This window comes from Amphritea sp. 1_MG-2023, from assembly GCF_030547545.1.
Taxonomy (GTDB): Bacteria; Pseudomonadota; Gammaproteobacteria; order Pseudomonadales; family Balneatricaceae; genus Amphritea.
The window spans coordinates 89,835-113,261 of record NZ_JAUOQE010000005.1 but is presented as its reverse complement, the minus strand read 5'-3'; the positions used below and the strand labels follow the sequence as shown (position 1 = coordinate 113,261).

Here is a 23,427-nt window from a genome sequence, read left to right as displayed (position 1 = left end):
CTCTTGATTTCCACCGCGGTCAGTCTTAAACACTTGCACCTTCCCTAACACCGCCATCGCGGTTAAGACCACCAGCAATCAGAATATAATATAAACTCTGCCTTATGATATTTTGAATTATTAAAAATAATTAATGAATAATCATTAGTTATTAATGATAGTTAAAAGCACGATTCAATCCTCTTTACATAGAAAAATACAATCAAATTAAATAGAAAATAAATCCTTTATTATCAACAAGTTATGAAATAAAAATCTTAATTTATACCACCCCAACAGAAACAATAAAAAACCATTTAAAATCAACGTCTTATACGCACTGATAATTCTTTATTAATTTTTGATTATTAATAAAATATTATATAATTATCTTAATTAGATTTTAATATCACAAAAAAAGGTATTGAACATGCAAGAGCGAGAAATAAAACTTCTATTTAAGGCTGGCGTATTTGATTCCTGTCAGGCCGCTCCAGTCTCAATTGCGCGGGGCTGGCAACTAAAGTTCATTACAAAACAGCAAGATGTTCTAACGTTGGATCTACAACGCTCGCGTAAAGAACGCGAGTTTAAGAGTCTCGATGGCGCAGCCGCAGTCGCTCGACGCATCGGCTTTGAATGGCTAAACGTGCAGATTGGCGATATGGAATGGCAAGAAAAAGTTTAAGCATGAAGGCAAAGAGACGTGCGGACGCTTGACCGAAGCGATTATCGACTGATAAAAAACGGGAACCCATCAAGCCACGAGAAAATGGCTGCGGCGATACCCGCACGACCCTATACCGTCGTATGCAGCAGCGGATAATCAGAATATTGAAGACACTAACCGTAGGTGATGATTGATCACCGATCGCTGTGTTTATTTTTGCTCCGTTGTCTATCGGCTCAAGGCATATACCGACCCAATAACCGCCGGCAATCGATCCCCGACGGATAATGGGCGGTAACAGAAAATAATGCTAACAGTCGTCGTATTGTGAGTGTTACTTTTCGCTTTAAATAAGCGTTAAACAAAATTGACCCACAGAGCGGCTAAATCGATTTTCCTCGGGTAGCCTGACGGATAGCTACCCGATGAAGAAGCTCAAATCATTGAGCATCAATACCATCGCGTAGTTCGGCCTCGGTGGCCTCACGTACACGCATCACTTCGACTTCAAAATTCAGTGTTTGACCCGCGAACGGATGATTCGCATCGATCGTTACCTCACCTTCATCCTCATCTATATTGATAATCGTGACTAGTTGAGGCTTGCCATCTTCAGCTTCTACCTGACACAGCAGTCCTTCATGAATATCATCAAAGCCGGCAAAAGACTCTGCATCGATAATGCTGACTCGCGCGTCATCCCGCTCACCGTAGCCGAGTTCTGGCGCGATAGTGAGTGAAAATTTATCACCCGCTGTGCGCCCTTCCAGTGCTTGCTCTAGCCCCGGAATAATATTGCCCTTACCCTGAATATAAGGCAGGGGCTCTGCATCACGCGAGCTATCAACCACCTCTTGCGCCTCGTTATGCAGGGTGTAGTGAATTTCAACATAGCAGTTGTTACAGATATTCATTTAAATAGTTTCCGTGGTTAATAGTGTTGTCAGCCACACACCGATCGCTTCAATTTCATCTAAACACAAACCATGATCAACGGGCCAGCGTTGCCACTGAGGCTTATATTGCCATTGTTGCAATAGCTCATTGGCCTGTAATCCAAGCGACAGCGGTACAACATCATCGGCATCACCATGATGAATCGCCACCGGAATCGATTGATTCGCAACGCTGCGGTGCTGCTCAATCAGTTCTGCGGTAGCGATATAGGTCGACAACGTCAACAAACCCGCCAGCGGCTGTGGAAAACACAGTGCCGTATGATAAGCCACCGCACCACCCTGTGAAAAACCCGCCAAGACAATCTTATTGGCTGGTATCCCTCTGGCTATTTCTCGTTCAATTAACGCATTGATCTGCTGAACGGAAGACAGTAGGCCTGCCACATCAATTTTACGTTCTAACGTCATTTCGAGAATGTCATACCATGCCGGCATCTCCCAGCCACCATTAACGGTCACGGGCTGTATCGGCGCATTAGGAAAGACAAAGCGTACCGGCAAGGAGGCGGGTAACTTCAAAGCCGGAATCACCGCTTCGAAGTCATGACCATCGGCTCCCAAGCCATGTAACCAGATGACACTGGCGCTGGCCGGCTGTGTCGGTTCTACTTCGACACAGGTTAATAATTGTTCAGTCATACCAATAATATCCACTATATCTTAAGGAGAGAGCCGCTCGATCTGCCATTGTCCCTCTTTCAGGGTATAACTGAAGCGATCATGCAAACGGCTTTCACGTCCCTGCCAAAACTCAAAATGCGAAGGAATCAAACGATAGCCTCCCCAAAACTCAGGATAAGGGATATCGCCATCCGGATGCTGCTGTTGCAGCGCGATCACCGCTTGTTCTAGGCTCTCGCGACTATCGACAACCGCACTCTGATGAGAGATAGCCGCACTCAAACGACTGCCAACAGGACGCTCGTTAAAGTATTGACGTCCCTGTTCTGGCGACAGCTTTTCGACCCGTCCCTGAATACGTATCTGTCGTTCTAAACCATACCAATAGAACATCAGTTCTGCTTGCGGGTTTTCGGCGAGCTGTTGTCCTTTGTGGCTACGATAGTCGGTATACCAAGCAAAACCGTCCGCGCCAAAATGTTTCAGTAACACAATACGCGCCGATGGCATGCCTGCCGCATCGGCGGTTGCCAACGTCATCGAGGTCGCATCATCGGGACGATATTCACTGGCCGTTTTCAGCCAATCAGCAAACTGCTGTACTGGATCGATGGCCAGATCTGACCGGTTAAGAGGTTGCGCCACATATTCACGGCGCAGGGCTTTAAAATCACCCTGATCGGATTGATTCATAGATAACCTGAAAATTAACATAGGCTAATGGGATCATCTGTCATACAGCGCGCATATCGCCACCGCATCGCAGATTCTTTAGACGCTATAATACTGCACTCTGTCAATAACATCACGGAGATAAGCCACCATCAAGAGATACCCTGAAACCGCACGCAGGTAGACCGTTATCATGTTTCTCTTGGTATAACCTGGGCTTCTCTTGGTTTGCCTTCATAGATAACCGAGGTTTAAGCTATTCACCCGTCCATCCGCTCGTTTAAGTACACATCACTCACCGTCACACAGTATGAACGATCACATCTTATCATCAATGGACTATGGGTTAAGGGCGTAAATCTGGCATACTCTGAACTCTGTTTTTAGCAACGGTTTATATCGCAATGTCTGGCACACCGGAACAACTGATCGCTTGTCACGAATGTGATCTGCTGATGGAACGGGTCACAAATCAGCCCAATGAGGATGTTATCTGTCCTCGCTGTCATGCTCGACTCTATTACACTACCATCAACAGTATTGAACGCTTGCTGGCACTCTCGATCGCGGGCCTGATTTTATTTATCCCAGCGAATATTTTCCCGATTCTTAGCTTACAAGTGTTTGGTCAGAGTCAGAGTGAGTTGATTCTTCAGAGTGCGTTATCTCTGTTCGAGGGCGGACTCGTATTGGTGGCGATGTTGATTCTGCTATTCGCCATCGTCGTGCCTTTATTTCAATTACTGATACTGTTCTATATTAGCTTTACGCTACATTACCGTCGTCAAGGCCGACTACTGCTACACGCAATGCACAGTTATCAACATCTACGCGGCTGGGGCATGCTCGAAATTTTTTTGCTTGGCGTACTGATTTCCATTATCAAGCTGAAAGATATTGCCGATCTTCACATCGGCCTTGGACTCTATAGTCTGGCGGCACTGATTGTGATTACCACTCTCAGCAGTATTTTTTTCAATCCTCATCAGATCTGGCATCAAATCGACCTTCATCGTGACCAAGGTGTGATCCATGAGCGATAAACAACCGCTTTTTCAGAGCGCCCGGCAACAGGGCTATCTACTCTGTGTCGATTGTGAAAAGCTTCACTTACTGACTCAGGAAGGCCAACATTGTGATCGCTGCGGCGCCCGCCTCCACAGCCGAATCCCCAACTCCATGACGCTCAGTTGGGCCAGCCTCATCGCGGCAATACTCCTATTTTTGCCCGCCAACCTACTGCCGGTGATGACCTTTAAATCCTTTGGACAAGGAGAGCCCAACACTATTTTAGGCGGGATTATCCATCTCTTAGAACAAGATATGCTGCTCATCGGTCTCATCGTACTGATCGCCAGCATTGTTGTCCCGGCATTGAAGATGATCGCCATGATAATTTTACTCTGTACGGTGCAGTTTCGTTTACACACTAACTTACGTCAGAAGGCCCTGATGTTTCGTATCGTAGAATGGATCGGCCGCTGGTCGATGTTGGATATTTTTGTCATCGGCATTCTGGTAGCCCTCGTACAACTAGGTAATATTGCCCACATTGAAGGTAACGATGGTGCCACCGCCTTTGCGGTGGTCGTGTTGCTAACGATGTTTTCTGCTATCGTCTTTGACACACGAATGATTTGGGATAGTAGCGTGGCGGATTTAGCAACCGCTAAGCGTGAACAAAAGGATAATTCATGAGTACCCCCGACACGGATAAAACCACCGTAACACCATTGATTAAACGTCATCGTGCGCCCTCTGTAATCTGGTTGCTACCCTTCCTCGCTGCCCTTATTGCCGGCTGGCTGGTGATCAAAAGCTATCAAGATGCCGGTATCATGATCGAAGTACAGTTTGAAACGGCAGAAGGCCTCGAAGCCGGTGTCACTCGAATTATGTACCGAGGGCTGCCTGCGGGGATGATCAAAACACTCAAGCTCAATGAAGATTTAAAAAGCGTCACCGCCATGATTGAAATGGAGAAAGAGGCCGAAGAAATACTCGTCGAAGGGAGCCGCTTCTGGCTTGTCAAACCGCAGATCTCTCTCAGCGGCGTCAAAGGCTTGGATACACTGCTCTCGGGATATTACATCGAACTGCAACCGGGCAAGGGCAAAGAACGCTTTAGCTTTATCGCCGATAATGAACCGCCGCCCCCGTTAAAAAATCGACAAGGCCTCTACCTTTCGCTCCTCGCCGATTCAGCACAATCGATTCAACGAGGCGCAAAAGTTTATTACCGTCAAATTGAGGTAGGCGAAGTGATTAACTTCGGTCTCACCAACAGTGCAGAACGGATTCGCATTGAGCTATTTATCGAACCGGCCTATCGTCACCTCATCACCGATAACACGCGTTTTTGGAACGCCAGCGGTATTAGCTTGAAAGCCGATCTATCACATATTGATCTACGTTTTGGCTCGTTAGCCGCGATTATCGCGGGTGGCATTAGCTTTTACACCCCACCTGGGGATGAAAGTAAACTCACTCCCGATCAGAAATTCCATCTTTTCCCCGATTTTGAAGCGGCCGAAGATGGTATCGTCGTCAATGTTAAGTTTCCGGCTCGCACCTCGCTGCATAAAGGCACTCGCGTAATCAGTGAAGGCATTCGTATCGGTCGAGTACAACATCTGCGACTCAGCGAAGATTTACAAACCCTCAATGCCCGTCTGTTGATCGATCCCCGCGCGCGCCCCTTGCTACGTGCTGGCAGTCAGTTTTGGTTACCCACCCCTAAAGTGTCACTGAATCGGCTACAAAACATTGGTGATCTGATTCAAGGAGCACCGATCATCTTACAACCCGGCAGCGGTGAACCTCAGTCTGATTTTATCGCCTTGAATAGTCCACCCGCTCACCGACCGAGTATGTCTGGTTTAAATATCCGCCTAGAAAGTGATCAATTAGGCTCGCTCGATTACGGCTCTCCGATCATGTATCGTCAGATTCCCGTGGGTGAAGTGAGTGGCTATGAACTCAGCAGCGATGGTCATAAAGTCCTTATTTATGCCACCATCAAAGAGCAATATGCTTCGTTGATCAAGCATAACAGTCGATTTTGGGAAGAGAGCGGCATCAAAATCAAAGCCGGAGTTGATGGTGTCGAGCTCGATAGCGGTTCATTGAGTAGCATTATCAGTGGAGGCATCGCCTTCTTTACGCCCGATACTCAAGATCAAAAGGCAGTGACTCAGGAGCATCCGTTCCATCTGTTCCGTAACTTTGATAACGCCAGCCAGCAAGGACGACTGTTATATCGAGAAAACGCCGAGAAATTAGCCATTAGAGTCAAGGCCGATCGTCTGGGTTCTATTACCAACGGCGCACCAGTGCTGTATAAACAGCTTGCCGTGGGCGTTGTCAGTCATTATGCGTTATCCGCTGACGACAGTGTGATGATTCACCTATTAATCGACAAACCCTATCGACATCTCATCACCGATCAGAGCCGCTTTTGGAACGTCAGTGGTATTGATGCGAGCCTCAGCCGACAAGGCATTGAAATACACAGCGAATCCGTTCAGACACTCCTGCGCGGCGGCATTGCCTTTGCCAACCTCAACGAAGATGGGCAGGCGGCCAAACCCCGTCAGTTATTTAAGCTATATCCGCAACAGCACAAAGCCCTACAAGGCGGCCCCGATATCACCGTGACCTTCCCACCGGGGCCAGATATCAGCGTCGGTGCCCCCGTCTATTTCAAGGGAGTCACCCTAGGTAAGGTTGAGCAGGTCAGACTTCTCGACAGTCAAGGGACAGCAGAAACCCAGATTGCACTCACCCGCGAAGGCCGCCTACTGGCTCAACAAGGCTCACAGTTTTGGATTGCCGCCGCGCGTATTAATCTGTCTGGTGTTGATTATCCAGAAACGCTACTTGCCGGTAATCATATCGAAGCGTTACCCGGTGACGGTCAGCAGCAACTCCGCTTTAACGGCCTGACGGAAGCACCCGCACAGCGCAACTTAGCCGGGCTTAATATCGAGTTGCAAACAACGCAACTGGGGTCTATTGATATCAATAGCTATATTTACTTTCGCGGGATGCCGGTTGGCTATGTATCAGGCTATGAACTCAGCGATGATCATCAAAGCGTCAAGTTATTCGTCAATATTAAAACCCGTTATCGCAACCTCGTAACTAACGCGAGTCAGTTCTGGAATATTGGTGGCATTGACGCAGAATTTGGCATTTTTAAAGGCTTAAAAGTGGAAACAACCAATTTAGAAAGCTTGGTACAAGGTGGTATCGCGTTTAATACGCCCGCGGGTGATAGTCAGCCCGTCAAGTCAGGCTTTCAGTTTACACTCCATGAGCGGGAGCCCGAGCAGTGAAGCCGATGCACCCCCTAAAAATTGGCATCATTGCGCTACTGCTGCTGCAAACCGGTTGCGCAAACAATTCCGCTGCCAACTTCAAGCTTAGCCATCTCGCTAAAAGCGATATCGATAGTGTCACCGATATGCATATCCAAGAGGTCCGTAAGTTATCTCAAGAGTTGACCATTAAACTCTATAAGCGTAATCCACGAGAGCTGAGCAAAGCGCCGCCCGGTACCACTATCCAAAAGCGTTTAGATCAGATCTTCAGCGATCAGCGCTTACATGGGTATAGCGAACTCAATGGGGTTAAAAGTACCGCAGCGATTACGCTGAGTTTTAATGAAGCCTTCGAGGGAGATCGTGTGTTTGCCTTGATGGCGGGCATTAGTAGCATGCTCTATGCCGCGTATAATTATCAAGATGAGTTTTATATACTCGATGAGATTGATCAGCAAAAGCTTTATAACAGCGCACGGAACTTAGAATCCGTTTCTTGGCAACTGAATAATCGTAAGGATATCAACGGCGAACGCTACATACTCAGTAACGGTATCTCTGCTACCGGCATTCGTAATCTAAGCTATGAACGCCTGTTCGGCAAACTCATTAGCCTACAAGATATGATGGCGCTGTTGATTGCCGATACGACCAATCGCAATATTACTCGCGTCGTTCAAAGCGCCGCCTCGATGACCTTCCTCCCCATTTAAATACGGCGTCTGCCCCCCTCGTGAGATTACCTCGCTGTGGTGCCGTGATGTTACTGCTGCATTGCTTGAATAAACTGATCTGATGCCTGTATCGAGCGCTGCATCTCAGATAACAAACGCTCAATATCGCGCTTAATACCACCGAATTCGCCCTTCAAAGAGCCGATGGCGCGAGCATTCAGGTTATGCTTAAGAAACAGGGTATTATCCTTTAACGCCGCCAGCACCGGCTGCATTTTCGATTCCGCCTTTTTAAGCCGGCTATGCAGCGCCTCATAACGCGCCTGCGTTTGTTGCAGGCTTTGCGCACTTTGACGGCGCAGCTTGTTACTACTGTACTGTTGTAACTCATCTTGCCACTCATCAAACAGCGCTGCAGCGACCTCTTCCACCTGACGAATATGATCACTCACCGATTCGGCGGCCGCGGCACTATCATCATAAGCCGATTGCATATCGTTATAGACGGATTCTAACTCACCGCCCTCAAAATTCACGACTTGCCGGAACTGTTCCAATGCCGAGACGAATTCCTGTTGCGCATCATCTTGAGCACTGCGGGTATCTTCAACACGGTCGACCAAAATCTCCCGCTTATGGATGCCCACCTGCTCCATCGCGGAGTAATAAGCACTCTGACAACCACTCAACAATGGCAGTGATAACACACAGGCAAGCACTAAACGTTTCATCTATTTCCCTTACATCGAGTTAACGCGATTGATTAATACGGATATTAGCGATTTTATGGTTTTCATTCAGCTCTAAACACACATCGGCTCGCGCTGGCATCTCATCTAACATATTGCGGGTGAGCCGTTCATAGTGCTGAATAAAGCGCCGAATTTCCCGCTCATTCATAATCCGTAGATGTTCTGTGGGTTGCTGAGTATCGTAAAAATAACGGACTCGCTCCGCTAGTTTTTTCTCTTGCTGCGAGCGCCATTCAAACACCGACTCCATGCTCGGCACTTTGAGCATAATCAACACATCCATCATATCGAACAACTCTTTATAGCGACCATCGAGCTGTTGATTGACATAGCCACGCCAGAATCCCAGAGGATCTTCGCTACGCTCTAAGTCATTCACCGCTTCAGCCAACATCGCTTGCGGCTGAGCGGAAGCTCCGACACACCAGCCCTCCAGCACAATCACATCGGCTTTGCCATGCCATTCCTGCCATAATACCGGCGGACAGCGATCATCAATCGACTTATCAAACACCGGAATTTTAACATTACGGCCCTCATCGCCAAACTCACCTTTGAGCCCGCGAATCAGTTCAATCCCCAAATCGACATCATGAGTACCAGGCACTCCGCGCGTACTCAGCAGCGGATGAACCGAGTGAGCTAGCGCCTCACGATCCTCACGGGTTTTATACAGATCATCGATCGATAGGCCGACGACCTTGAGATCAAACCCCTCTTCAAGAATAACCTCTAACAAATTGAATAAGGTTGATTTACCGGCCCCCTGAGCGCCGTTAATACCCACCACCAGCGGCCCAACTTGCTGCTGTTGACGCGCCACCAGCCAAGCACCGAGCGGCACATAGATCGATTCCAGTAATTCAACCAGACCAATATCAACTTTCAACGATTCCAAGGTTGAGGCAAACGCCTTCTCAACGCGGCGTACCGCTGCTTTTCTTGCCTGTTCTGACAGACATAACTGATCCGTTGGCCAGCTACAAAGTGTGCTCATAATCCCGCTTCCTAAGAGGTGACTCGATTGTCGCGCAGCCATTGCTGTATCGCCGTGATCTGTTCAGTTTCCATCAGCGATGGCGCATGACTCATGCCCGGTATACGGTAAAGATCGAGATCTGCTCGATGCTGCTGCATCCGCGCCACCGTATCCGCGTTTAATACATCCGACTGATCGCCCCAAATTAATAACTGAGGACATGTTACCTGCCGCCAAAAGGGTTCCAGATCGATATCTTGATCTTGAACTGCCAGGCTTTGTTCGGCAATACGCGGATCGTAATGAAGTGCGTAGGGCTTATCAGCGCTCGATTCATCCATCACCAGACGATGACCAAACTTCACCAGGTGCTGCCATTGCTTATCGTTTAGCCCTCGATAAGCGCTGTAAGTCTGACGCATATACTGCTCGACATCCATCAACGAATGAAAACGATGATCACCTAAATACCGAGCAATCCGCTGCAAAGCGGTTTTATCGATGAAACAACCGATATCATTCAACACCAGTGAACGAATAGGCGAGCCCGGCAAAGCGGCCAAACAGATACCAATGATACCGCCCATGGAAGTGCCAACCCAATCGACCTGCTCAACATCCAAGCGAGCCAGTAACGTCACAATATCATTCATATATCCAGGAATATCATACGCCACCCCTGATGCTAACCAGTCGCTTTCTCCACGACCAGGCATATCCGGACAAACCACCCGATAGTCTCGCGCTAACGTAGCGGCCAAGTCATCGAAATCACGACTGTTACGCGCCAGCCCATGTACACACATCAAGACTCGATCGTTATCGACACTGCCCCACTCATGATACACCACTCGATGGAAGCCAGAGGCATCCAGCGCCATAACGGAGCGCGTTCGCATAAGTTTCTCCTGTCATCTAAAACGCCGCCAATGACGTAACGCTAACATCTACTGAAAAATTGTAAAGTGCAGCATAATGCTACTTACTCAACCAAACCGATGTATTATGATCACAGAGTCGATAACCACCGCTAACAACAGATGGACAAATCATGGCGCAACAGCAAGCACAAACTCGCGATCACAATGTTAAGCGTTGGCTCTTCCCGCTGTTGATATTGCTCGCTGCCGTGGCGATCTTTATGATTTTGAAAATAACCAAGCCCACCGCGCCATCAAAACCACCGACGGAGAAGGTTTGGACCGTCAAAGCGATTTCCGCAACGCCCGCGAGTTATGCACCGCAACTGTCACTCTATGGTCGTATCGAATCACCGGACAGTAGTACTCTCTCGGCATCGATCAATGCATTTGTCGAACAACGCTGGGTCGCCGAAGGGGATAGCGTCAAAGCTGGACAGCCGTTAGTCCAGCTCGATAACCGTGATGCCGTGCTCCTGCTAGCCCAGAGACAAGCCGACGTTGATAGAATCAAAGCCCTAATCGCTGCTGAAACCATCAACTATCAAGCCAATATTAAAGCCCTTAAAATAGAACAACAGCTCGTCAATCTGACACAACGGACGCTGAACCGCTATCAAGACCTGAGTCAGCGTAACTTAGCCAGTCAAAACCAACTCGATGACGCTCGACGCACGCAACAACAGCAAGCCTTATCACTCAATAATCGACAAAAATTGATTGATGATCACCCTAATCAATTGGCTCAGCTACAGGCACAATTAAATCAAGCCGTAGCCCTACGTGATAGCGCCGCGCTGGATCTTGAACGCAGTCAAATTCGCGCGCCTTTTAGCGGCCGCATTGCCGACATTCATGTGTCGGCCGGTGAGCGTGTCCGCAGTGGCGATACACTGCTAACCCTCTACAACACCGATGCCCTTGAAGTGCGTGCGCAAATTCCTAACCGCTATCTGCCACAGTTACATCAACAGCTGAATAAAGGTGAAACAATCACCGCCTCGGCACAACTCGATGGCCAAGCACTCAGCCTAACCCTGTCGCGCTTTGCCGCCGCCGTGAATAGCGGCAGCGCTGGCGTAGATGCACTGTTTCACATTAACAGCGATGATTATCGCGGCGAACCTGGGCGCACTCTCGCGCTCGATCTGACCATGCCAATACAACATAATCTTCTGGCGTTGCCACCGCAGGCTATCTTTGGTACCGACCGCATCTATACCATCGAAGCACAGCGTCTACAGGCTCACACCGTGAGCCGAGTTGGTGATAGACGTAGCCCTGACGGTCAACCTCAAGTCTTGGTTAGCCACCATCAGTTGCAACCCGGTGATCTGATATTAGCGACTCAGTTACCCAATGCCATGACGGGCTTACTCGTCGAGCAGGCGAGTAACACAGCGGTTTCAGCCACTGCAGCAGCGGAGTAAATGATGTCGATTCATCAAGGGCCATTAAAAAACCTGATTAGCCTATTTGCCGAGCATCGGGTTGCCGCCAATCTATTAATGATGCTGATGATACTGGCCGGCATTTGGGGCTTAAAAAAGCTCAATACGCAGTTTTTTCCAACCTTTGAACTGGACATCATCACCGTAGCCGTACCTTGGAGCGGCGCAGCCGCAGAGGACGTTGAGCTTTCTATTATTCTACCGATTGAACGAGAATTAAAATCGGTAAATGGCATCGATACCCTCTACTCAACCGCGACTCAAGGCGCCGCTTCAATCCGTATCGAGCTGGAAGAAAACAGTGATGTTGCTTACATTCTCGATGAGGTCAAACAAAAAATCGATGGCATTACGAATCTACCCGCCGATGCCGAAAAACCGATCGTGCAACAGGTGATTCGCTACGACAATATAGCCAGACTATTAATCACCAGCCCTACCGCTAACCCACAAGAGCTGCGTTCACTGGCGCGGGAGTATGAACGGGAACTACTGCAGCGCGGCATCCGTAAAATTGATTTTGTCGGTTTACCGGAAGAAGAGATTGCCATTCAAATTCCATCCAGTAGCCTCCATGAGCTGAATCTCAGCCTCAGTGACGTCGCCCAGATAATCAATCAGCGCAGCATCGATCTACCCGCCGGCACCGCCGCGCAAGGGGATGGTGCCAGACAGATTCGCAGTCTCAGCCAACAACGAGATGTCACAGGCTTCGCTCAATTACCCTTAATCACCGATACCGAAGGACGCTTACTACGTCTAGGCGATATTGCCACTCTTGATTGGCGCAACCAAGATAATCAGACCTATCTCAGTTATCGAGGTCAGCCCGCTGTTCAGCTCCTATTACGGCGTACAGAAAGTGATGATACGTTGAAAGCCGCAGCGATCATGCGCACATGGTTAGAAGAACGGCGTCCCACGTTACCGCCAGATATCCAACTCATCGCCTTCGATGAGGGTTATGAAGTGATTCAGGACCGCATCAATCTATTGATCAAAAACGGGCTCAGCGGCCTCGTACTCGTCATCGCGATCTTATTTCTGTTCCTTAACGCTCGGGTGGCCTTCTGGGTCACTATCGGCATCCCCGTCTCATTCATGGCCACCTTAGCGGTTTTATACGGTATCGGTGGCAGTATCAATATGATCAGCCTATTCGGCATGATTATGGCACTCGGTATCATTGTCGATGACGCTATTGTCGTCGGCGAAGATACCCTCACCCACCTACAGATGGGAGAATCCGGACTACAAGCAGCCATGGGCGGGGCGCATCGAATGCTCGCACCGGTCATGGCTTCGTCTTTAACCACCATTGCCGCCTTTCTGCCCTTACTCTTAATCGGCGGTATTATTGGTAATATTCTGATCGATATTCCAACGGTGGTTATCTGTGTCATTCTCGCCTCAGTGGTGGAATGCTTTTTAATTCTGCCCGGGCATCTCCATCACAGCCTCAATAAAGCCGCAGATCTGCGCCCCTCCGCCACGCGCAACAAACTGGATAGCGCGTTTAACAACTTTAAGCAGGGGCAGTTTCGTCGTTGGGTTGAAGCAGCCATCGAATTTCGCTGGATAACCATCACCATCGCCTTCGCCGCGTTTATTATTGCGATCGGCTTGGTCAGTAGTGGACGGATTAAATTCAACTTTTTCCCCGCCGTCGAGATGGAAACCCTCAACGCCAACATACAATTCACCTCTGGCAGTAGCCCCCAACAGGTCGATAACTTTCTCCAGCATTTAGATCAAACCCTACGGCAAACAGAACAAGAGCTGGGTGGCAATCTAATCAAAATGGCGCTCCAGATTCATCGTAAAACGAACAGCAGCCGCACCAGTGAAGGTGCCAGCCAAGGCGATGAATTTGGTGCTCTATATGTCCAGTTCACACCGATTGATAGTCGTACTATCAGTAACAGTAAGATCATTAATCAATGGCGTAATAAAATCATCCTGCCTGCGGGTATTGAAAAATTCACGATCGATCTGAATCGCTCAGGTCCCCCCGGAAAGTCACTGGAAGTGAAACTGGTTGGCACCGATGTCGGCAAGCTCAAGGCCGCATCACTCGCCGTGCAAGACGCGCTAAGGCAATACAACGGTGTCAGTAATGTTGATGATGATCTGCCCTTTGGTAAGTCGCAATTAATCTATCAATTGACTCCGGAAGGTAAAACCGCGGGCCTAACCCTGAACTCAGTCGGCCGTCAGCTTAGAGCGTCATTCGATGGTCAGTTAGTGCAAATTTTCAACCTCGGCGAAGACGAAATAGAGGTTCGAGTGGTGCTACCCGATGAGGAACGTGATCGTTTCAGCGCCTTAGAAAATCTACCGATTCTACTGCCAAATGGCGGCAGCGCACCGCTCGCGAATGTGGTTAAGTTCGCCGATAAGCAGGGACTTGATCGTTTACAACGCATTGACGGGCAACTGGCCATTAAAATCACCACCGATCTGGATGAAGCGGTCGCCAATGCCAATGAAATTATTGCTGATTTAAACGCGGGCAAACTGCAACAGATCACCTCAACCTACGGTGTGCAATCAAGCTTTGAAGGGCGCAACAAAAATCAACGAGAAACCCTCGCGGATATGCAGATGGGATTATTAATCGCGCTGCTACTCATTTTTATTATTCTCAGTTGGGTCTTTTCCTCCTATAGCTGGCCCTTCGCCGTCATGTTAGCGATTCCTTTGGGGCTGACTGGCGCGATTGCGGGCCATCTACTGACAGGGCAGAGCTTGACGATTCTATCCCTGTTCGGCTGTTTTGGCTTATCCGGAATCGTCATTAACGATTCCATCGTACTGATCACCTTCTATCAGAAACTGCGTCATAGCGGCATGGCGGTGCATCAAGCGATTGTCGAAGCCGCCTGTCAACGCCTACGTGCGGTGCTACTGACATCATTAACCACAATTGCAGGCTTGACTCCGATTCTGTTTGAAACCTCTCTACAAGCGCAATTCTTGATTCCCATGGCGACCTCGTTGGTATTTGGACTCGCCTTCGGTACCGTGCTGATTTTACTGGTGGTGCCCGCCTTGCTGGTGACACTGGAAAATGGCAAAGCCACACTTAAGAGCGCCATGGGACGTCAATCAGTCACCCCTCAAGCAGACTGAACTCATCGCCGCTAACGATGGAAAAACATAAATACCTTAAACCAAGATATTCAGAGCAACAGATTGAGATCGTTTGCGCTGATTTGTCACCGCAGATAAACAACAATTGCTACCGGGTTTCATTGGCCTGCCGCCTTCCATCCGGTATAATTTCCGCTCTTTTGATAGCGGCTAATTACAAGGCATTTCAATGAATCCAGATCTGCAGAAGCTTCAGCCATACCCATTTGAAAAATTGGCTAAGCTGAAAGCTGGGGTAACCCCACCAACTGAGCTCGACCATATCGCCCTTTCTATCGGTGAACCGAAGCATCCATCACCGGCATTTGTGATCGATGAACTGAGCCGCAATCTGGACAAACTGGCTAATTATCCAACCACCGCCGGCACCCTTGAATTGCGCCAAACCATCGCGACTTGGGCATCTCGCCGCTTTTCACTGAAGCAGGGCAGTTTAACGGGCGAACACAATGTGCTGCCGGTATTGGGCACTCGCGAAGCTATTTTTGCCTTTACCCAGTGCGCCATCGATAGAGCGCCAGCCAACCACGCGACACCGTTGCTACTATCACCCAATCCTTTTTATCAGATTTATGAAGGTGCGGCCTACCTCTCCGGTGCCGAGCCCTATTATCTTAGCTGCGTCGCCGAGAATAACTTCGTCCCCGATTTTGATGCCGTGCCTGAAGCCGTGTGGCAGCGTTGTCAGCTATTGTTCCTCTGCTCACCCAGTAATCCAACTGGGGCCGTCACTGATGCTGAGACATTAGCTAAATTGATCGCTCTCTCGGATCAGTATGATTTTGTGATTGCCTCTGATGAGTGTTATTCCGAAATCTATTTCGATGAAGCTCAACCCCCTGTCGGTTTACTCGAAGTCTGTGCGCAATTGGGCCGAGATGATTATAAAAACTGTATGGTCTTTCACAGCCTCTCCAAACGCTCTAACCTACCGGGTCTGCGATCTGGATTTGTTGCCGGTGATGCCCAGTTAATCAAACCCTTTACCAGCTATCGCACCTATCACGGTTGTGCCATGTCGATTCCAACTCAGTTGGCCAGTATGGCCGCCTGGAATGATGAGGCGCATGTGTTAGAAAACCGTGATAAATATCGCGAAAAATTTGCCGCCGTCGTAGAGATTCTTAAACCGGTGATGGATGTCGATTTTCCTGATGCCGGTTTCTACCTCTGGGCCGCCACACCGATCGCCGATGATCTATTCGCACAGGGACTGTTTGCCCAACAAAACGTTACTGTATTACCCGGCAGCTATGTTTCCAGAGCCGATCAACAAGGAAACCTTCCGGGCGCAGGTCGAGTACGCATGGCGCTGGTTGCCACTCTTGACGAGTGTGTCGAAGCGGCTTGGCGAATTCGTCGTTTCGTTGAATCACTACAAGACTAAAGAGACCTATCATGATCACCCTGTATGGTATTCCTAACTGCGACACCGTAAAAAAAGCGCAGCGTTGGTTAACCGCTAACCATCTCGACTTTAGTTTTCACGATTTGCGTAAAGATGGCTTAAGCGAACGTCAGCTACGCGAATGGGTATCGGCGCTTGGCTGGGAAGCCCTATTGAATAAACGTAGCACCAGCTGGCGCGCACTCAGCGATGAGATTAAAACTAACATCGATGAAGCCGCCGCGATACGTGAAATGCTGGCGACCCCCACGTTAATTAAACGCCCCGTGCTAAGCCACGACGGAAGCCTACTCGTAGGCTTTAAAGAGAGCGACTACGGCACACTGCTGCCCTAAATAAACCGCTTGCCTAACCGGCCTAAAATGACCATCAATCAAGGCAGGTTGGCACACAACAATTACTAAACACCTTACGTTAAGGTGTTACGACAAGTTCTATGGAGTTACACATGAGTACATTTGCATTCGGTCTGGGTATCGGCACGAAATCATCAGACGCTGAGTTACTTGAAGTTTACTACAATAACCCGCTGTTAAACCCCTCCGCCGCGCTGATTGAAGCGGTTACTGAGGCAACAGGTTACAGCGGTGGTAATCAGGCAATTGAACTCTCAGTCGAGCAACTGAGTGCCCTCGAAGCCGCTTTTCTCGCCATCGACGCGGAAGATCAAGCCGAAATTATCGAGATCTGCAAGGGCACTCATCAGCCGATGATTTTGACCATTCTGGCCACCGATACCGATCCGCAATCAACCGCAGAGGTTTACCTTAAGCTAGCCCTGCTATCTCACCGCTTGATTAAGCCTCACGGCCTCAACCTCAACGGTATGTTTGGTAAGCTGCCAAACGTTGCTTGGACTAACGAAGGCGCGATCTCTCTTGGCGACCTACCTAAACGTCAACTAGCGGCGCGCGCTCAGGGTCGTATCATTGATGTTCACTCGGTGGATAAGTTTCCTAAAATGGCGAACTACGTTGTACCTGCCGGCACACGTTTGGCGGCTACTTCGCGCATTCGTCTGGGTGCTCACGTGGGTGAAGGCACCACGGTTATGCACGAAGGTTTCATCAACTTCAATGCCGGCACGTTGGGCGTCAGCATGGTCGAAGGCCGTATTTCCGCGGGTGTTGTCGTCGGTAACGGCTCTGATTTGGGTGGCGGTTGCTCCACCATGGGCACTCTGTCAGGCGGCAATAATGTGGTCATCTCGGTGGGCGAAAACTGTCTGCTGGGTGCCAATGCAGGCTTAGGCCTACCGTTGGGTGATCGCTGCACCATTGAAGCGGGCCTGTACGTTACTTCCAGCTCTAAAGTGACCCTACTGGACGATCAAAATAACGAAGTTGCAACTGTTAAAGCTGCCGAGTTGGCCGGTAAACCCGATCTCCTGTTCCGCCGTAACTCGCAAAGCGGTCGTATCGAAGTGAAGACAAACAAGTCGGCGATCGAACTCAACGAAGAGCTACACGCACACAACTAAGCGCTGTGTGTCTCTGGGTGTTGCCATGAGTAACACCCAATTTATTCTCCTCACTCATTGCTCGACGTTAAGGTAATCCCTATGCCCCAACAATCTCCTACTATCGAACTGGCCACGCAGCTGATCTCACGTCGTTCCGTTACACCCGAGGATGACGGTTGTCAGGAACTGATGATCGAACGTCTGGAAGCGTTGGGCTTTTATATCGAACGCCTCCCGTTTGAGGATGTTAGCAACTTTTGGGCACGCCGTGGCACTCAAGGTCCACTGTTCTGTTTTGCCGGCCATACCGATGTTGTACCGACAGGACCCGAGGATAACTGGAGTCATCCACCATTCGATCCCATTATTGAAGATGGTTTCCTTTGCGGTCGCGGCGCGGCTGATATGAAAGGCAGCTTGGCAGCCTTTATTACTGCCCTAGAACGCTTTATCGCGCATCACCCCGAGCATGACGGTTCGATCGCCCTACTGATTACTAGTGATGAGGAAGGCCCTTTTGTTAACGGTACCACTCGCGTTATCGATCACTTAGAGGCCCGTAACGAAAAGATTGATTGGTGTATCGTTGGCGAGCCCTCTAGCACCGTCAATGTCGGTGATGTGATTAAAAATGGTCGCCGTGGCTCTATCAGTGGAGATCTCATTATTCGCGGGGTTCAAGGCCATGTTGCCTATCCTCATCTAGTGGAAAACCCTATTCATTTGGCGGCCCCTGCTCTACATGATTTAGCCGCTGAACAGTGGGATGAAGGCAATGCATTTTTCCCGCCAACGAGCTTCCAGATCTCCAATATACATGCGGGCACCGGTGCTACCAACGTCGTGCCGGGAGAGATCAAGGTACAGTTTAACCTGCGTTTTTCAACAGAAATCACCGCCGAACAGATAAAACAACGCACCTACGCGATTCTCAATCGCTATGGCCTAAACTTCGATATTAACTGGACCCTCAGCGGCCACCCATTTATTACCGATCGCGGCGATCTGGTCGATGCCTGTGTTGAGGCCATCCACTCTATCACCGGCCTAGACACCGAACTATCCACCTCGGGCGGCACCTCGGATGGACGCTTTATTGCGCCTACCGGTGCACAAGTGGTTGAACTCGGACCGATTAATGCCACCATTCATAAAGTCGATGAACGCGTAAAAGCAGCCGATCTTGATACCCTCTCGTCACTCTATGAAAACATCCTCGCTAAATTGTTAGCACGGTAATCTAAATGCCCTTTGATCTGAATTGCCCCGTCTGCTTGCAACCGTTACAGGGAGACCTGAAGCACCTCGAATGCCCAGAGCATCATAGCTATGATGCCGCCAAGCAAGGCTATTGGAATCTGCTCCTCGCCAATCAGAAGCGCTCCAAGGATCCCGGTGATAATGCCGAGATGGTGCAAGCAAGAGGTCAATTTTTATCCCTTGGCTATTACCAACAACTGGCACAGACCATCGCGCTGCGCTTAACCGAACGGGCGACAGCACATGCCGCCCCACGCATTGTCGATATGGGCTGCGGTGAGGGTTACTACACGCAACAGATGCAGCAACAGCTGCAGCAAAACATCAGTGACTATCAACTGGCCGGCCTGGATATATCCAAGCACGCGATTAAAGCAGCCTGTCGTCATAACAAAGACGTCACTTGGATGGTTGCTTCTGGAGCGCGCATGCCGATCGCCGATGCCTCTATCGACCTAATGACGGTGTTATTCAGTCGCTTGATGCCCGATGAATTCAGTCGCACCCTGAAGCCCGGCGCCGAACTCCTGATCGCCTATCCGGGTGACGATCATCTGATCGAACTGCGTACCCTGATCTACACTGAGGTACGGCACTCCGGTTTCACCCCCGAATCCGTCTTGGGGGAAGCCTTTGAAGCACGGCAGACTGAAACGATTCGTTATACCTTCACGTTAACCAATCAGAGCCAAATCAATGCACTGTTAGCCATGACGCCTCATGGCTGGCGCATTACTCAAGCGGCTCGAGAGCGGCTCGCTGCCTTACAACAGCTGGAACTCACACTGGATGTCTGCCTCGCGCGTTTCCGCCGAGCCTAAAGCATGCGTCACCGCAGCCTAAGACAACGACTCCGCTTACGTCTAATCCATCGCGCCGATAATATTAAGCAAAATTTAGCCATACTCATGAGCGGCCTAGGTCTGTTTATACTCGGTTTTATCACATTAGTGATGGCTCAATTTCTGTTAGCCGACAGCATGCAACGAGAAATTATCGCCTTAATCGGCCTAATTCTATTAATTGGCGGCGCAATTATTGCCGCCTTCGGCTATATTAGCCTGAGCATTCTGAGAGTTTTTCGCTTTCTATTAACCGACATTCAATCCAACAACACAGACGCTCATCATGACTGAAACGCAACGTCACCCCGATATTGAGATCTATATTAAAGACCGCTCACTCGAGCGGATCTGTCAATGGCTGGAGCACACCTGTAGCACATTTAAACGCGAATACGATCAGGGTCAAGTACATCACTTCATTGGCATGATGGATGGCGCAGAAATACCCATCATGATTCACGAAAAAGTCTCAGGCAAGGCCTGGACGAGTGTGTGGTTTAACTCGGATCAAACCCCATGGATCAAAGATCTCGACTGTGCAGAACAAGCAGCCCGTGAATTAGAGACTCAAATTCGCTGTATCGCGAGTGGCTGGACCGCCGGAGAGGATCCCGATGAATGGTGGAAAGTAGAACTCGGCAATGTCGAAAAAATTAATTGGCAAACCTAATGCTTAGGCGTCAATCGGTGATGTAATAGAAAGCCGTTAACAACACTGCTTAAGCCCGAGCACTCAACTGTCGCCCCGAGCGATCAATCTCTTCCAACATCATTCGCCCTGCCGATGCCAAGCCCATCTTGGCAAAATTATCACTCACGGCAACCGTACGCGAAGGTGTATGTGTTTGGACATCGAGATGACTAAGCAAATACGCCAAGTCCCCTCGCTTCGCCCCCACTACCGCCTGATTTAAACGTTCAGTCAGCGCGTCAGTATACAACGAATCAGGATCAGGATAGGCCGCTGACAGATCCGCCGGCAAACTAAAATCACTGCTCGATACGGTGTTTTTTTGCGTTTGATATTCGGTTGTATTGATCAGACTCAACAACATCGAGAATTGCGCACCCCGTCCCTCATTGACCGCTTGCGTCAATGATGAGGTGTAATTCTCGATTCGCTGTTCTAACTGTTCAAGCCTTTCTATCTGCATCAAACAACCACACATCAGGGTTAAAATAGAGTCTGTTATAGATCGGCTGACAGGCAAAATTCTTTAGGTATTTGTGAGCCTTAATCAGCGTAGAGCCGTCGTGTAGCGATCCCCCTGATAGTGCATCGAATTAATCGCATTTCAATTTCGAACCGGTAGCGACAAAAATTCCATAAACGCCTGCACCAAAGGGTTGCTATGCAGGTCCAAGGGCATCACTACCGACATCTGCCGTGATAATAACAATGGTGTCTGCAAGGCCACCAGCTCACCCCGCTGTAACTCATCAGCAACTGCTAATTGAGACAAACAGCCTAAACCTAATCCCGCTTTCACCGAGCGTTTAATCGCTTCTTGACGATTCAAAGCCATCACCGCCCCGATATGAGCGCCCGCCTGATGCATCGCCCGATCGAACACCGCTCGCGTGCCCGACCCTTGCTCGCGTAAAATCCAACGCTGCTGACTCATGGCCTCAATGGTTAAAATACCCTCCTGCGCTAAGGGATGAGAACTGCCGCAAAACACCTGTAGATGGTCTCGCTGCCAAGGAATGATCTGTAACTGATGATGCGACACAGGCCCTTCGATCAGACCGATATGCGCCTGACCTTTCTCTAATCGCGCAATCACCCCCTGAGTATTAGCGATCTGCAGATCGGGTTCAACATCGGCATAGCAAGCTAAGAAATCTGACATGAGCTGAGGAAACAAATAACAGGCAATCGTGACACTCGCAGCCACTCTTAAGGGGCCACTCACCCCGCTACTATAAGGTGTTTTCAGGCTATTGATATTAGCCAAGATATCTCGCACGCGCGGTAACACTAGCTCTCCGGCATCGGTTATCTCTAACTCACGACCGATACGACTAAACAGTCGATACTCGAGCATCGATTCTAACTCTTTTAACGCCTGACTCGCCGCTGACTGACTCAACGCCTGCTCATCGGCTGCCGCCGTGAGGCGTCCCAGTCGAGCAGTTGCTTCAAATATTTTTAATTGCCTTAATGAAATCGCCATTGTTCGGTTTTTCTTATATCTAATGTTAAAAACATCCATTTTACTAAACATTAATAACATTAGAAGATAGCCCTGTCACTCATCAAGATGGTCTGCAACCATGCCACGCATTATTTTACTACCTCTCATTGCCGCTCTTGCCCTCGGTCTTGCCAGCTTAGATCCCATTGCACAACTCGGCCTAAGCGCCCTTCCCTTGGCCATCTTGATGGGTATGGTCTGGGGCCACTTTGATCATCGCCCTCAAAGCCATAACGATCGACGTGTTAGCCTTTTTTGTCAGCAACGCCTACTACGAGTGGGTATCATTTTATTTGGTTTCAGCCTGAGCCTAGAACAGATCTTTGCCGTAGGCTGGCAGGCACTGCTGTTAGATGCACTCATGATCATGACGATTTTCTGTCTCGGCACCTGGGTCGGCATCAAGGTTTTCAAACTGCACCGAGATGTCGCCATGCTCACCTCGGTCGGTAGCGCTATCTGTGGTGCTGCCGCAGTGCTGGCGACCGAATCTGTCCTCAAACCAAAACAGCAACATGTCACCATCGCCGTCGCTACCGTGGTGCTATTTGGCACATTGGCGATGTTTAGTTATCCACTGATCTATCAGTTTGCTGGAATGAGCGAGCAAGCATTTGGTATCTATATCGGCAGCACCGTGCATGAAGTAGCTCAAGCCGTAGCGGCAGGGGAATCAATCAGTCCTGAAACCCTGCAAACCGCGGTGGTGGTGAAATTGATTCGCGTCATGATGCTCGCCCCCTTTATTTTACTGCTCAGCTCGCGCCTAAGTAGCCTCGGTGGCGATCTAACAAGCAAAGGGAAAGTCGTCATTCCATGGTTTGTGTTCGGCTTTATTGCAGCCACCGCCGTCAACAGCCTCATGATACTGCCTGATGCGGTTATCAATGTGCTAAAACTGACGAGCCAATTCAGCTTAGCCCTAGCGATGGCGGCATTGGGATTACAAACCCGTTGGCTGACGATTAAGCAAGCAGGCCCTAAACCGATGCTGCTGGCTTTCATTTTATTTATCGTATTAATATTAGGTGGTTATGCGCTAAATCGACTACTGATAGGCCTTTAAAAATGCCCCATAGACGGGTTATCAGTCACCTATCAA

The 23,427-nt window shown here is 49.3% G+C and carries 23 protein-coding genes; 15 read left to right on the top strand and 8 right to left on the bottom strand.

Annotation, left to right across the window (positions count from 1 at the left end; genetic code table 11):
* Nucleotides 1-409: 409 nt before the first annotated feature.
* Nucleotides 410-667 (top strand): hypothetical protein, encoded by a 258-nt coding sequence (locus Q4488_RS04765; RefSeq protein ID WP_303579316.1) that lies wholly within the window; start codon nt 410-412, stop codon nt 665-667.
* A 422-nt stretch (nt 668-1,089) separates the two neighbouring features.
* On the opposite strand, the gene Q4488_RS04760 is transcribed toward Q4488_RS04765, so the two are convergent.
* Genes Q4488_RS04760 through pdxH form a run of 3 tightly spaced genes read right to left on the bottom strand, consistent with a single transcriptional unit; the run spans nt 1,090 to nt 2,922 of the window.
* Complete coding sequence (locus tag Q4488_RS04760) at nt 1,090-1,563, bottom strand: peptidylprolyl isomerase (RefSeq protein WP_303579315.1); 474 nt, start codon at nt 1,561-1,563, stop codon at nt 1,090-1,092.
* Nucleotides 1,564-2,247, bottom strand: a complete 684-nt coding sequence (locus Q4488_RS04755) for an alpha/beta hydrolase (RefSeq protein ID WP_303579314.1) — start codon at nt 2,245-2,247, stop codon at nt 1,564-1,566.
* A gap of 21 nt (nt 2,248-2,268) precedes the next feature.
* Nucleotides 2,269-2,922 (bottom strand): pyridoxamine 5'-phosphate oxidase, encoded by a 654-nt coding sequence (gene pdxH, locus Q4488_RS04750; protein WP_303579313.1) that lies wholly within the window; start codon nt 2,920-2,922, stop codon nt 2,269-2,271.
* Nucleotides 2,923-3,305: 383 nt separating this feature from the next.
* Here pdxH and Q4488_RS04745 point away from each other — a divergent pair, with 383 nt between their 5' ends.
* From Q4488_RS04745 to Q4488_RS04730, 4 genes are read left to right on the top strand one after another with little or no spacing between them, the layout of a single operon-like run.
* Complete coding sequence (locus Q4488_RS04745; RefSeq protein WP_303579312.1) at nt 3,306-3,944, top strand: paraquat-inducible protein A; 639 nt, start codon at nt 3,306-3,308, stop codon at nt 3,942-3,944.
* Entirely contained in the window at nt 3,934-4,599 is a 666-nt protein-coding gene (locus Q4488_RS04740) for a paraquat-inducible protein A (protein ID WP_303579311.1), read from the top strand. Before Q4488_RS04745 ends, Q4488_RS04740 begins: the two co-directional genes overlap by 11 nt.
* Nucleotides 4,596-7,238 carry an MlaD family protein gene (locus Q4488_RS04735; RefSeq protein ID WP_303579310.1) on the top strand — a complete coding sequence of 881 codons (2,643 nt, stop codon included), beginning with the start codon at nt 4,596-4,598 and terminating at the stop codon, nt 7,236-7,238. The genes Q4488_RS04740 and Q4488_RS04735 overlap by 4 nt, the downstream gene beginning before the upstream one ends.
* Before the next feature lie 5 nt (nt 7,239-7,243).
* Nucleotides 7,244-7,936: a hypothetical protein gene (locus Q4488_RS04730; protein ID WP_303579309.1), complete on the top strand. Its 693-nt coding sequence runs from the start codon at nt 7,244-7,246 to the stop codon at nt 7,934-7,936.
* A 50-nt stretch (nt 7,937-7,986) separates the two neighbouring features.
* Here the strand turns inward: Q4488_RS04730 and Q4488_RS04725 are convergent, their stop codons facing one another.
* From Q4488_RS04725 to Q4488_RS04715, 3 genes are read right to left on the bottom strand one after another with little or no spacing between them, the layout of a single operon-like run.
* Complete coding sequence (locus tag Q4488_RS04725; protein WP_303579308.1) at nt 7,987-8,628, bottom strand: DUF2959 domain-containing protein; 642 nt, start codon at nt 8,626-8,628, stop codon at nt 7,987-7,989.
* A gap of 19 nt (nt 8,629-8,647) precedes the next feature.
* Nucleotides 8,648-9,646: a hypothetical protein gene (locus Q4488_RS04720; protein ID WP_303579307.1), complete on the bottom strand. Its 999-nt coding sequence runs from the start codon at nt 9,644-9,646 to the stop codon at nt 8,648-8,650.
* 11 nt (nt 9,647-9,657) lie between these two features.
* Nucleotides 9,658-10,527 carry an alpha/beta fold hydrolase gene (locus Q4488_RS04715; RefSeq protein WP_303579306.1) on the bottom strand — a complete coding sequence of 290 codons (870 nt, stop codon included), beginning with the start codon at nt 10,525-10,527 and terminating at the stop codon, nt 9,658-9,660.
* 152 nt (nt 10,528-10,679) lie between these two features.
* Between Q4488_RS04715 and Q4488_RS04710 the strand changes: the two genes are divergently transcribed.
* From Q4488_RS04710 to Q4488_RS04670, 9 genes are all read left to right on the top strand, one after another.
* Nucleotides 10,680-11,978: an efflux RND transporter periplasmic adaptor subunit gene (locus Q4488_RS04710; protein WP_303579305.1), complete on the top strand. Its 1,299-nt coding sequence runs from the start codon at nt 10,680-10,682 to the stop codon at nt 11,976-11,978.
* Nucleotides 11,979-11,981: 3 nt separating this feature from the next.
* A complete protein-coding gene (locus Q4488_RS04705) occupies nt 11,982-15,131 on the top strand; it encodes an efflux RND transporter permease subunit (RefSeq protein ID WP_303579304.1) in 3,150 nt (1,049 codons plus the stop codon).
* Between the two features lie 190 nt (nt 15,132-15,321).
* Entirely contained in the window at nt 15,322-16,539 is a 1,218-nt protein-coding gene (gene dapC / locus Q4488_RS04700) for a succinyldiaminopimelate transaminase (RefSeq protein WP_303579303.1), read from the top strand.
* An 11-nt stretch (nt 16,540-16,550) separates the two neighbouring features.
* Complete coding sequence (locus Q4488_RS04695) at nt 16,551-16,895, top strand: ArsC family reductase (protein ID WP_303579302.1); 345 nt, start codon at nt 16,551-16,553, stop codon at nt 16,893-16,895.
* A 113-nt stretch (nt 16,896-17,008) separates the two neighbouring features.
* Nucleotides 17,009-18,040, top strand: coding sequence for a 2,3,4,5-tetrahydropyridine-2,6-dicarboxylate N-succinyltransferase (gene dapD / locus Q4488_RS04690; RefSeq protein WP_303579301.1), 1,032 nt, complete (start codon nt 17,009-17,011; stop codon nt 18,038-18,040).
* Between the two features lie 81 nt (nt 18,041-18,121).
* Entirely contained in the window at nt 18,122-19,261 is a 1,140-nt protein-coding gene (gene dapE, locus Q4488_RS04685; protein ID WP_303579300.1) for a succinyl-diaminopimelate desuccinylase, read from the top strand.
* Between the two features lie 5 nt (nt 19,262-19,266).
* The gene (locus tag Q4488_RS04680; protein ID WP_303579299.1) at nt 19,267-20,103 is read left to right on the top strand and encodes a putative RNA methyltransferase; all 837 of its coding nucleotides are present in this window, start codon (nt 19,267-19,269) and stop codon (nt 20,101-20,103) included.
* 3 nt (nt 20,104-20,106) lie between these two features.
* Nucleotides 20,107-20,418, top strand: coding sequence for a hypothetical protein (locus tag Q4488_RS04675; protein ID WP_303579298.1), 312 nt, complete (start codon nt 20,107-20,109; stop codon nt 20,416-20,418).
* Nucleotides 20,411-20,797: a hypothetical protein gene (locus Q4488_RS04670; RefSeq protein WP_303579297.1), complete on the top strand. Its 387-nt coding sequence runs from the start codon at nt 20,411-20,413 to the stop codon at nt 20,795-20,797. The genes Q4488_RS04675 and Q4488_RS04670 overlap by 8 nt, the downstream gene beginning before the upstream one ends.
* 49 nt (nt 20,798-20,846) lie before the next feature.
* Here Q4488_RS04670 and Q4488_RS04665 read toward each other — a convergent pair whose 3' ends face one another.
* Nucleotides 20,847-21,281, bottom strand: coding sequence for a hypothetical protein (locus tag Q4488_RS04665; protein WP_303579296.1), 435 nt, complete (start codon nt 21,279-21,281; stop codon nt 20,847-20,849).
* 141 nt (nt 21,282-21,422) lie between these two features.
* Nucleotides 21,423-22,304 (bottom strand): LysR family transcriptional regulator, encoded by an 882-nt coding sequence (locus Q4488_RS04660; protein WP_303579295.1) that lies wholly within the window; start codon nt 22,302-22,304, stop codon nt 21,423-21,425.
* 100 nt (nt 22,305-22,404) lie between these two features.
* Here Q4488_RS04660 and Q4488_RS04655 point away from each other — a divergent pair, with 100 nt between their 5' ends.
* On the top strand, nt 22,405-23,391 hold the full coding sequence (locus tag Q4488_RS04655) for a YeiH family protein (RefSeq protein WP_303579294.1): 987 nt from the start codon (nt 22,405-22,407) through the stop codon (nt 23,389-23,391).
* Nucleotides 23,392-23,427: the final 36 nt, after the last annotated feature.